This is a genomic window from Streptomyces sp. RPA4-2 (genome assembly GCF_012273515.2).
Taxonomy (GTDB): domain Bacteria; phylum Actinomycetota; class Actinomycetes; order Streptomycetales; family Streptomycetaceae; genus Streptomyces; species Streptomyces kaempferi.
Map to the genome: position 1 here is coordinate 5941626 of NZ_CP050975.2, position 11823 is coordinate 5953448.

At 71.1% G+C, this 11823-nt stretch carries 6 protein-coding genes; 3 read left to right on the top strand and 3 right to left on the bottom strand.

Translation table 11 applies throughout. From position 1 onward, the window contains the following. Window positions 1-40: 40 nt before the first annotated feature. Window positions 41-1219, top strand: a complete 1179-nt coding sequence (moeZ, locus tag HEP85_RS26140) for an adenylyltransferase/sulfurtransferase MoeZ (protein ID WP_168530113.1) — start codon at window positions 41-43, stop codon at window positions 1217-1219. A 95-nt stretch (window positions 1220-1314) separates the two neighbouring features. Here the strand turns inward: moeZ and HEP85_RS26145 are convergent, their stop codons facing one another. The 3 genes from HEP85_RS26145 to HEP85_RS26155 all read right to left on the bottom strand — a co-directional run bounded on the left by HEP85_RS26145 (window position 1315) and on the right by HEP85_RS26155 (window position 7522). Beyond that, window positions 1315-2865, bottom strand: coding sequence for an alpha/beta hydrolase (locus HEP85_RS26145; RefSeq protein ID WP_168530114.1), 1551 nt, complete (start codon window positions 2863-2865; stop codon window positions 1315-1317). A gap of 116 nt (window positions 2866-2981) precedes the next feature. Then, window positions 2982-4526, bottom strand: coding sequence for an alpha/beta hydrolase (locus tag HEP85_RS26150; protein ID WP_168530115.1), 1545 nt, complete (start codon window positions 4524-4526; stop codon window positions 2982-2984). A gap of 179 nt (window positions 4527-4705) precedes the next feature. Continuing rightward, complete coding sequence (locus tag HEP85_RS26155) at window positions 4706-7522, bottom strand: lysylphosphatidylglycerol synthase domain-containing protein (RefSeq protein WP_168530116.1); 2817 nt, start codon at window positions 7520-7522, stop codon at window positions 4706-4708. Window positions 7523-7708: 186 nt separating this feature from the next. On the opposite strand from HEP85_RS26155, the gene HEP85_RS26160 reads away from it, so the two are divergent. Beyond that, on the top strand, window positions 7709-8074 hold the full coding sequence (locus tag HEP85_RS26160) for an MGMT family protein (protein WP_168530117.1): 366 nt from the start codon (window positions 7709-7711) through the stop codon (window positions 8072-8074). A 248-nt stretch (window positions 8075-8322) separates the two neighbouring features. After that, window positions 8323-11820, top strand: a complete 3498-nt coding sequence (locus tag HEP85_RS26165; protein WP_168530118.1) for an ATP-dependent DNA helicase — start codon at window positions 8323-8325, stop codon at window positions 11818-11820. The last annotated feature ends 3 nt before the right edge of the window (window positions 11821-11823 follow it).

The window sequence follows — 11823 nt, forward strand, 5'->3', positions numbered from 1 at the left end:
GGAGAACAACTGTAGTGATTGACCGACCAACGGAGTCCCCGTGTCGCTGCCACCCCTGGTCGAGCCGGCTGCCGAGCTCACCGTAGACGAGGTCCGCAGGTACTCCCGCCACCTGATCATCCCCGATGTGGGCATGGACGGGCAGAAGCGGCTGAAGAACGCCAAGGTGCTGTGTGTCGGCGCCGGCGGCCTCGGGTCCCCGGCGCTGATGTACCTGGCCGCAGCGGGTGTGGGCACGCTCGGCATCGTGGAGTTCGACGAGGTCGACGAGTCGAACCTGCAGCGCCAGATCATCCACAGCCAGGCGGACATCGGCCGTTCCAAGGCCCAGTCGGCGCGCGACTCCGTACTGGGCATCAACCCGTACGTGAAGGTCGTCCTGCACGAAGAGCGGCTCGAGGCCGAGAACGTGATGGACATCTTCAGCCAGTACGACCTGATCGTCGACGGCACGGACAACTTCGCGACCCGCTACCTGGTCAACGACGCGTGCGTGCTCCTCGACAAGCCGTACGTGTGGGGCTCGATCTACCGCTTCGACGGCCAGGCGTCCGTCTTCTGGTCCGAGCACGGCCCCTGCTACCGCTGCCTCTACCCGGAGCCCCCGCCGCCCGGCATGGTCCCCTCCTGCGCCGAGGGCGGTGTCCTGGGCGTGCTGTGCGCGTCCATCGGCTCCATCCAGGTCAACGAGGCGATCAAGCTGCTCGCGGGCATCGGGGAGCCCCTGGTCGGCCGCCTGATGATCTACGACGCCCTGGAGATGCAGTACCGCCAGGTCAAGGTCCGCAAGGACCCGAACTGCGCGGTCTGCGGTGAGAACCCCACCGTCACCGAGCTCATCGACTACGAAGCCTTCTGCGGCGTCGTGTCCGAGGAGGCCCAGGAGGCGGCGGCCGGCTCCACGATCACTCCCAAGCAGCTCAAGGAGTGGATCGACGACGGCGAGAACATCGAGATCATCGACGTCCGTGAGATCAACGAGTACGAGATCGTCTCGATCCCCGGCGCCAAGCTGATCCCGAAGAACGAGTTCCTCATGGGCACCGCCCTGGAGACCCTTCCGCAGGACAAGAAGATCGTCCTGCACTGCAAGACGGGTGTCCGCAGCGCCGAGGTCCTCGCCGTCCTGAAGTCCGCGGGCTTCTCGGACGCGGTGCACGTCGGCGGCGGCGTGATCGGCTGGGTCAACCAGATCGAGCCGGACAAGCCGGTCTACTGAGCGACGGGCGAGCCGGTCCGCTGTGCACCGGCTCGTCCCGTACTTCCGGCGGCGGGGGTCTCGCACACGACAGGTGTGGGGGACCCCCGCCGTCGTCATGAACAGACCTTGCCGTCCTTCGGTACCGTCCCGTTCAGCAGATAGCCGTTCACCGTGGAGTCGACGCACTCGCTGCCACTCCCGTACGCGCCATGGCCCTCGCCCTTCCAGGTGAGCTCCACCCCGACGCCCCCGCCCAGTTCGTCGGCCATCCTGCGGGCGCCCTCGTACGGCGTCGCGGGGTCCCCGGTGTTGCCCACGACCAGGACGGGCGCGGCTCCCGGGGCGCTGACCTCCGGGGTGTCGTACTGACCGGCGACCGGCCAGTCGTGGCACCAGCCCGCCGTGTCCCAGCCCATGAAGTCCCCGAAGACGGGCGAGATCTTCTCGAACTCGGGAAGCAGCTTCCTCGTCTCCTCGGGAGTCGGCCGCTGCTTGTCGTCCAAGCACGATATGAGCCGTTGCGAATGGGTCGTCGTGCCGTAGTGCCCCGCGGAGTCACGGTCGTTGTACCCGTCGGCCAGTTGCAGCAGTTCCGTCCCGTCGCCGTCCTCGGCGGCCTTGAGCGCGCTGGTCAGGCGCGGCCAGCCCGCCTTGCTGTACAGCGGCAGCACGATGCCGGTGAGGGCCAGGGTCTGGGTGAGCTCGCGCCCGCCGGTGGTCGGCAGCGGCTTCGCGTCGATCCGGTCCAGAAGGTCCACGATCTTCCGGGAGCCCTGCCCGGGTTCCTGGCCGGTGGACTTGAGGTAGTCGTCCAGGGCGCGCTGGAACCCCAGGGTCTGGTTCTTGGCGTGGCCCACCGTGTCGGCGCTCGGGTCGACGACGGCGTCCAGTACCAGCCGCCCCACGTTCTTGGGGAACAAGTGGGCGTACACACCGCCGAGTTCGGTGCCGTAGGAGATGCCGAAGTAGTGCATCCTGCTGTCGCCGAGGACCTGGCGCATCAGGTCCATGTCGCGGGCGGTGTCGGTCGTCGAGACGTGCGACATCAGCTTTCCGGCGGCCTTCTCGCAGCCCTTGCCGAAGTCCGTGGCGTCCTTGAAGTAGGCGCTTTCCTCGGCGGCGTCGTCCGGGGTGGCGTCCACCGACTCGGCGGCCTGGATCGCCTTGTCACCGCGGCAGCGCACACCCTCGCTGGCGGCCACACCGCGCGGGTCCCAGCTCACCAGGTCGTAGCGCTCGTGGAGCGGGCCGACGAGGCTCTCGTAGTTGGGCATCGTGGAGATGCCCGAACCGCCGGGGCCACCGAAGTTGAACAGGAGTGAGCCGAGGTGCTTGCCCTGGCCGCCGGTCGCCTTCGAACGGATCAGGGCGAGGCCGATCGTCTCGCCGCCCGGCTTCGCGTAGTCGAGCGGCACCTTGAGCGTCGCGCACTGCCAGCTGCCGCCCTGGGCGGCGGAGCCCGAAGTGCCCTTGCAGCGGCCCCAGTCGGGCTTCTGCGAGGTGAGCGAGGCCGGCAGTGCCGAAGCCGCGCCTGACGACGGTGTGGTGGTCGACGGGGGGTCGCTGTTCTTCCCCTCGTCCTTGCCGTTCCCGGACGAGCCGCCGCAGCCGGCCACCAGCAAAGCGGCCGCCACCAAGGCCGTCCACCGTGCGAAACGCGTCATGAGCTTCCCCCCTCACCCGTGGTCCGCCGGATGCCGCGGATCACCTGCACGCCATACTAGGCGTCCGCGGCGAGCAGCCTCGGGCACCTGTGGATAACTGTTTGACCTGCACTTTTCTAGGTGCAGACGGTTCCGGCGTGGGGCACGGTTCCGTTCAGCAGATAGCCGTCCACCGCGTTGTGCACGCACTTGTTCCCGCTGTCGTACGCGCCGTGCCCCTGGCCCTTGTAGGTCAGCTCGACGCCGACACCCTTGCCCAACGCCTCCACCATCTTCTTCGCACCCTCGTACGGCGTGGCCGGGTCACCGGTGTTGCCGACCACGAGGATCGGCGCCGCGCCGGCCGCGCTGACGTCCGGGTGGTCGGCGGCCCCCGGGACGGCCCAGTCGGTGCAACTGAGCATGCCCCAGGCCAGATAGTCGCCGAACAGGGGCGACGCGGCCCGGAACTCCGGAAGTCTCGCCTCGACGTCGGCGACGGTGTAGCGCGGCTTCTCGTCCGCGCAGTTGATGGACACGTTCGCCGCGGTGAGATTGCTGTACTGGCCGTCCTCGCTGCGCCCGTTCATCGAGTCCGACAGCACCATCAGTTCCTTGCCGTCACCGCTGTACGCCTGGTCGAGACCCTCCGTCAGGTACTCCCAGAAGTCCTTGGAGTACAGGGCCTGCGCGATGCCGTTGGTCGCGGCGGTCTGGGTCAGCTCACGCGGGAAGACACCGGGGATCGGCTTGCTCTCCAGGCCGGTGAGGAACTTGGCGATGCGGTCCTTGACGTCCTGCGGAGTGTCGCCGATCGGACAGGGATCCGCCTTCGAGGTGCAGTCCTCGGCGAAGTTGTCGAGCGCGAGCTGGAAACCCCTGGCCTGGCCCAGTGCGCCCTGCTCCGGGTCCTGTGTCGGGTCGACCACCCCGTCGAACACGGCGCGACCCACGTTCTTGGGGAACAAGTGGGCGTACACACCGCCGAGTTCGGTGCCGTAGGAGATGCCGAAGTAGTGCAGCTTGTCGTCGCCGAGGACCTGCCGCATGAGATCCATGTCGCGGGCCGCGTCGGTGGTGCGCACGTGCGGGATGGTCCGGCCCGAGTTCTTCTCGCAGGCCGCGTTGAACGACTTGGTGTTGTCCACGAGCGACTTCCGCTGGGCGTCGTCGTCGGGGATGGCGTCCTGCTGGAAGTACGCGTCGAGCTGGCTGTCGTCCTCGCACTTCACCCCGTCGCTGCGGCCGACCCCACGCGGATCGAAACTCACCAGGTCGTAACGGGTGCGCAGCTTCGCGTAGTCCCCGCCGAAGGCAGGCAGCGTGGTGACGCCCGAGCCGCCGGGGCCGCCGAAGTTGAAGACGAGGGAGCCGATGCGTCTGCCCGGGTCGCCGCTCGCCCGCGCCCGGATCAGCGCGATGTCGATCGTGTCGCCCTTGGGGGCGGACCAGTCGAGGGGAGCCTTCATGGTGGCGCACTGCCACTGCGCACCGCCCGGCAGCGGAGAGGGGGCGCTGCCGCCACCCTCGGACTCGGAGGGGGCCGGGCAGTCCTTCCAGCTCAGCTTCTGGGCCGTCAGGTCCCCGTCCTTCGGTCCGTCGCTACAGCCCGCCAGCACACAGGACAGCAGGACGGCGGTCACGGTGAGGGCAGCGGCGCGCGACTGGGACGGGTTCGGCATGTCTCCCATCCTGCGGTCGCGCCGGGCGGCGCGCTCGGGACGCGGGCCGTGCGGGTGAGGGCCCGGCGGGCCGTGTCCGCGGGCCGCGGTGCGGCGCGCCGCACCGGTCACCGGCAGGATCGCGATCCTCGACGCGAGCCCCGCGATCCTGCCGTGGCGCGGCGCGGCGTGCCGGCTCCCTACAGGGCGCCCTTGCGCGTGAGGTGGTTGAAGAACAGCCACCCCGGCAGCACCGGCAGCCACAGCGTCAGCAGCCGGTACAGCAGCACCGCGGGAGCGGCGACCTCCTTGGGGAGGCCGACGGCGATCAGACCGACCGTGAGCGTCGCCTCGACCGCGCCGACACCGCCGGGGGTCGGCGCCGCGGAGCCGAGCGCGTTGCCGGCGAGGAAGACGACGGCCACGCTGGCGAGGCTGAGCGTGGTGGTCTCCTCGTGGCCGAAGGCACGGATCGACGCGTCCAGGCACATCACGAAGCAGGCGGTCAGCAACAGCATCCCGCCGATACCGGTGATCAGCTTCTGCGGACGCTGCAGCACGTCCAGCATCCGCGGCACGACCCCGGCGAACAGTGACCTGACGCGGGTGACGATGAACTTCCGCAGGAACGGCACCGACGTCACGACGAGGACCAGCACCGCGACCGTCAGCAGGCCGGCGATGACCGTACGGGAGGGCGACAGGGACGGAGTCTTCTCCGTGCCGGTCAGATAGCCGAAGGACAGCAGCATCAGGATGTGACAGCCCAGCCCGAACAGCTGCGACGCGCCGACGCTCGCCACCGCGAGCCCCGGCCGCACCCCGGCACGCTGCAGGAAGCGCGTGTTGAGCGCGACACCGCCGACCGCCGCCGGCGCCACGATCTTCACGAACGAGCCGGCGACCTGCGCGGCCACGGTCCGCAGGAACGGCACCCGTTCGGGCACGAAGCCGAGCAGGCTCATCGCCGCCGCGAAGTAGCTCAGCGCCGAGAACAGCACGGCCGCCGCGACCCAGCCCCACTCGGCGCTCTCGAAGAGGGTCGCGAACTCGATGTGGGTGAGCTGCGTCAGCAGGAAGTACCCGCCGATGGCACCGGCGATGAAACTGATCAGCGTGCGCGGCTTGATCCGCTCCAGGCGGGCCGGCTCGACCGGCGCCTGCGGTCTGATCCGCAGCACTTGGTGGCGGATCTGGGTGAGCAGATCCTCCTCGCGTGCCTCGTCCAGCGCTTCGTCCAGCGCTCGTTTCTCGGCCCGCTGCTCCGCCCGTACGGCCTTCTTGCCGGGCTTCTCCGCCACGGTCTCGGCGTGCTGGGCCTGCTCCGCGCGCGCGAGCTTGTCCTGCCGTGAGGCCTCCAGGACCGCGTCGCGCTCGCGCTGGGCACGCTCCCGGGCCAGTTTGCGCAGCGTCGCGCGCGTGGATCGGGACAGTGCGATGGGCTGCAGCAGGGGCAGACAGTCGGCGACGGCGTCCGGACCCAGGACACCGACCGCGGACGCCACCGTGCGCTCGGCGCCGACGCGCAGCCCCAGGGTGGTCAGCAGCTGGGCGATGTCCATGCGCAGCAGCAGATCACCGGCCGCGATCTCGCCGCCGCGCAGATCGGTGAGGATCACCGTGCCGGAACGATCCACCAAAATCGCGTCACCCGCGAGCCTGCGATGCGCGATGCGCCGTGACTGCAGCGCTTGCACCTGATGCCAGGTGTCACGCAGCAGGCCGTCGGTGATGAGCTCCCCGGGCAGCGAGTCCAGGGTCCGTCCGCCGGTGTGCTCGTAGACGAGCATCACGGCGTCCGGGCCGAGCTCGGAGGTCGCGATCAGCTTCGGCGCGTTGGCGCCGGCCGCGATGGCCGCGTACGCGAGGAGCGCCTCCTGCTCCAGGGCCTGCCGCAGCGACTGGAGGCTGCGACGGGTGGCGAGCCCGCGCAGGGTCAGATTGCGCCAGACCCGGTAGAAGAAGCCCTGCGCCTGCTGCTCCCGGTCGACCACCGTGACGTCCAGCGGCGGCCCGTCCTCCAGGGTGACGAAGTAACGCCGGCCTCGGTCGCCGTTGTCGGACGTGTCCGGGGTCTCCTCGCGGGCCGCGCTGACGGGATGGAAACCGACGTGCCGCAGCCCCGCCATCAGCGTGCGGCCGGTCGGCCGGACGTTCGGCGACCCGACCGCGTACAGCGTCCCGTAGGCGATGGTCCAGCCGATCAGTACCGTCAGGATGATCGAGAACGGTGTCGTGTAGCCGGTGACCAGCATGGAGAAGGCGTCCAGCAGCAGCACCACCCACAGCACCGCGCGCCAGCGGGGTCTGCGGGACATGCCGACGGCCGTCATGTACGCGATGACCGGCGCCAGATAGCCGTGCACCGGGTCGGTGAGGGCGTGGATGTCACCCGGCGAGGGCTGGGTGAGGGCCTCCTGGATGGAGCCCGGAGCGGCCTTCGCGACCCACAGGTCGGTGGCGAGGGTCACTCCGTGCGCGAGGACCGCGGCGAGCACGCCGTCGGCGATGCGCAGCCCGTCCCGCTTGATCAGGCGCTCGATCGCGAAGGCGACCGGCACCAGCAGGATCGCGATGCTCGACGCGAGCCCCGCGATCTTGATCAGCAGATCGGGTGCCTGGCCGGTGCCCTTGTTGATGTCCTGTTCGAGCCCAGAGGTCGTCCCGTGCGCGAACGCCGCGATGGCGAGCAGCACGACGATCGCGAGGAAGCCGACCAGCAGCCGCATCAGGTCCGACGGACGGTGCACGCGCGCGGGCAGCAGCGGTTCGTCGCCCTCGACCTCGTCGTTGTGGACCTCGTCACCGCAGTCGTCGGCGCCCGTCGTCCGCCGATTCCCGGTGCCGTGCGCCTCAGGGGAGGGCTTCTGGTCCGCCTTCGAGGGGGAATCGGTCTTCGAGCCGGGCTCGCCGTCCGTCGTGCCAGAGCTCTCGTCGGCGGCTCCGGCGGCTTCCGGGCGCGACGAAGCGGCGGAGGTGCTCTCCGCGCCTTCGGGGTGCACGCCCTGCTGCCTCATGGTCTCTTCTTGATCTCGTATCACCAGTCACCGCCCGCACGATGGTGGCATGCCCCACCGACACACGGGGGCATCAGGGTGCAAATGCGGGGGCGCACAGTCTGCCCGAAGTGCGTCTTCGGGGCGAGGGACACCCACAGTCGCCGTCGCGTCACACTGTCGGTGGCGTGGGGCAGGATGGGGCGGATGAGCGAGGAGAGCCTTCCGGCGGACGAGCTGCCGGAGTACGCGGAGCGGGTCCTTGAGGTCGCCGACCTCATTCCCCCCGGACGCGTCATGACGTACGGGGATGTCGCCGAGTGGCTGGAGGAGGGCGGCCCGCGCCAGGTGGGACGCGTGATGGCCCTCTACGGAGGAGCGGCCCCGTGGTGGCGGGTGGTCCGCGCGGACGGAGTCCTTCTGCCGGGCCACGAACTCGAGGCGCTGGACCGCTACCGCGAGGAGGGCACGCCGCTGAAGGAGGCGAGCAGGGCTTCCATGGGACATCTGCCGCGCGTCGACATGAGGCGAGCACGATGGGACGGCGACGAACGCGCGCAGGATCACACCTGACAGCTTCCGCCATCGGACGGGCGGACGGGACGTCTGTGGCCCGTACGGGGGAAACGAGGCACGTCCGTGACATGCCGTACGTTCGACGAGCGGGGAACGCACCGGGTGTGAGGGAAGAACGGGAAGCCGTCCGTCCACGATGTCCACCGGCGTACCGTCGACGGCGCGCATCCCCCTCACCCCGCGGCCACCACCCTCGGCCCGCGGCGCTCCGCACACCAGCACAACCTCCAGGACCGGCGAACCACGTGAGCTCCTCTTCCTCCACCAGACGCCTGCCGCACCCCCAGGTGCGGCAGGGGACCCGCGGCGCGTACCGACTGGTGCGCACCGCGCCGGTCCGGGTGGGCCCCCCTCGTCTGGACGCAGGACAGCGCACAGTGGTTGACCACGGCTCGGGCCCGCTCCTCGTGCTCGCGGGCCCCGGCACCGGCAAGACGACCACCCTCGTCGAGTCCGTGGCGGCCCGGATCGCACACGGCGGCGACCCGGAACGGATCCTGGTGCTCACGTTCAGCCGCAAGGCGGCCGTGGAACTGCGCGACCGCATGGCGCTGCGCATCGGAGCCGCCCGCGCCCCCCGGGCCACCACCTTCCACTCGTTCTGCTACGCCCTGGTCCGCGCCCACCAGGACAGCGACCTGTTCGTGGAACCGCTGCGGCTGCTGTCCGGACCCGAACAGGACGTCGCGGTGCGCGAGCTGCTCGCGGGCCAGCCCGACCTGGAGCGGCTCGGCCTCGCCCACGTCCGCTGGCCCGACGAACTGCGCGCCTGCCTGACCACACGCGGTTTCGCCGACGAGGTCCGAGCCGTCCTGGCGCGCAGCCGCGAACTCGGACTGGGCCCCGACGCCCTGACCGCCTTCGCCCGCCGGATCGGCCGCCCCGACTGGAGCGCCGCCGCGGCCTTCCTCGCCGAGTACCTCGACGTCCTCGACCTGCAAGGAGTGCTCGACTACGCGGAACTCGTCCACCGCGCGGTACTGCTCACGCGACGCCCGGGCGTCGCCGAACGTCTCGCCGCGCAGTACGACGCCGTCTACGTGGACGAGTACCAGGACACCGACCCCGCCCAGGTGCGGCTCCTGCGCGCCCTGGCCGGCGGCGGCCGCACCCTGGTCGCCTTCGGCGACCCCGACCAGTCGATCTACGCCTTCAGGGGCGCCGACGTGAACGGCATCCTGGACTTTCCCGACGCCTTCCCGCGCGCGGACGGCCACCCCGCGCCGGTCGAGGTACTGCGCACCTCCCGCCGCTCGGGCGCCACCCTGCTCAACGCCACCCGCCTGCTCACCCAGCGCATGCCGCTCACCCGGCTGCCCGCGCCGAAGGTACGCGCCCACCGAGAGCTGACACCGGTACGGGACGGCGGCACGGTCGAGGTCTACACGTACCCGACGGCGGGCACCGAACTGGACAACATCGCGGACATCCTGCGCCGCGCCCACCTGGAGGACGGCGTCCCCTGGGGCGAGATGGCCGTCCTGGTGCGCGCGGGCTCCCGCACGATCCCGGTGATCCGCCGCTCCCTCACCGCCGCCGGTGTACCGCTCGACATCGACGGCGACGACCTGCCCCTGCGGCACGAACCCGCGGTGACACCGTTGCTGACGGCACTGCGGGCGGTCGCCCGCGCCGAGTCCGGGACGGGAGTCGGCACGGCACCGAGGCCCGGCGCCGGCAGCGACGCTCCCGTCCACACCCCTGATGACGCGCCTGACGGCGCCTCCGACGACGCACCTGGAGCGGCTCCCGAAAACGACCCCGGAGCCGCCCTGGAAACCCTTCCCGAAGCCGTTTTGGCAGTCGTTCCTCAAGACGCGGACGCACAGCCCGAAGACACCGGACTCCAGGGGGCGGCGTCCTGGCTCGACACCGAGACCGCGCTCACCCTGCTCGCCTCGCCCCTCGCCGGCATGGACGCCGCCGACCTGCGGCGCCTGGGCCGCGCGCTGCGCGAGGAAGAACGCGCCGCCGGCAACCACGTACCGCCGCCCTCCGACGAACTGCTCGCCCTCGCGCTGGCCGAACCGGAACGGCTCGTCGCCCACGACCCGGCCTACGCCCGCGGAGCCCAGCGCCTCGGCGCGCTGCTGCGCAAGGCACGGGAGAGCCTGGCGGGCGGTGGCACGGCCGAGGAGGCGCTGTGGGACCTCTGGGAAGGCACACCCTGGCCGCGGCGCCTGGAACGGGCCGCCCGGCGCGGCGGCGCGGCCGGACGCAACGCCGACCGCGACCTCGACGCCGTGTGCGCGCTGTTCGCGACCGCGGCCCGTGCCGAGGAACGCACCGGCGGACGCGGCGCCCTCAACTTCCTGGAGGAGATCGACGCCCAGGACATCGCCGCCGACACCCTCACCCGCCGGGCCGTACGCCCCGACGCCGTGCGCCTGATGACCGCGCACCGCTCCAAGGGCCTGGAATGGCGCCTCGTCGTCGTCGCCGGCGTCCAGGAGGGTCTGTGGCCCGACCTGCGCCGCCGCGGCTCCCTGCTGGAGGCCGACCGCATCGGCCGCGACGGCCTCGCCGAACCCCTCACCCCCGGAGCGCTCCTCTCCGAAGAACGCCGCCTGTTCTACGTGGCCGCCACACGCGCGCGTGAACGCCTCGTCGTCACCGCGGTGAAGGCACCCGCCGACGACGGGGACCAGCCCTCCCGCTTCCTCACCGAACTCGGCGTGGAACCCAAGGACGTCACCGGCCGGCCCCGCCGCCCGCTGTCCGTCGCCGCCCTCGTCGCCGAACTGCGCGCCACCACCGTCGACCCACGCGTCTCGGAACCCCTCCGGCAGGCCGCGGCCCACCGACTGGCCCGACTCGCCGCGCTCACCGACGACGACGGCCGCCCCCTGGTGCCCTCCGCCCACCCCTACCGGTGGTGGGGCATGTACGACCCCACCGAGAGCAAGGTCCCGCTGCGCGACCGCGACCAGCCCGTCGTGCTCTCCGGAAGCGCCCTCGACCAGCTCGCCAACACCTGCGCCCTGCAGTGGTTCCTGGGGCGCGAGGTGAAGGCCGACGCACCCGCGACCGCGGCCCAGGGCTTCGGCAACGTGGTACACGTCCTCGCCGACGAGGTCGCCTCCGGACGCACCCCCGCCGACCTCGACGTCCTCATGGAACGCCTGGACTCCGTGTGGAACGCGCTCGCCTTCGACGCGCCCTGGAAGTCGGCGCAGGAGAAGGAGCACGCGCGCGTGGCGCTCGAACGCTTCCTGAAGTGGCACATCGACTCCAACCAGGTCCGCCCCGGCCGTACACCCGTGGCCAGCGAGCACGACTTCGACGTGACCCTCGAAGCGGGCTCCTACGAAGTACGCATCCGCGGCTCCATGGACCGCGTCGAGACGGACACCGAGGGCCGCGCCTACGTGGTCGACTTCAAGACCGGCAAGAACGCGCCCACGGCCGCCGAAGTGGCCCACCACCCGCAGCTCGCCGTCTACCAGCTCGCGGTCCGCGAGGGCGCGGTCGACGACGCCTTCGACGGCGTGCGCCCCGAGCCGGGCGGCGCCGAACTCGTCCAGCTGCGCCAGGGCGCCGCCCAGAAGAACGGCGGCGAGACCCTCCCCAAGGTGCAGGCCCAGGAACCCCTCACGGGGGAGTGGGTCGGCGACCTGCTGGCCACCGCCGCGGGCAAGGTCCTCGACGAACGGTTCTCGCCGACCACCGGCCAGCACTGCACGCACTGCGCGTTCCGGACATCGTGCAGCGCCCGCGCGGAGGGACGCCACGTCGTCGAATGACGG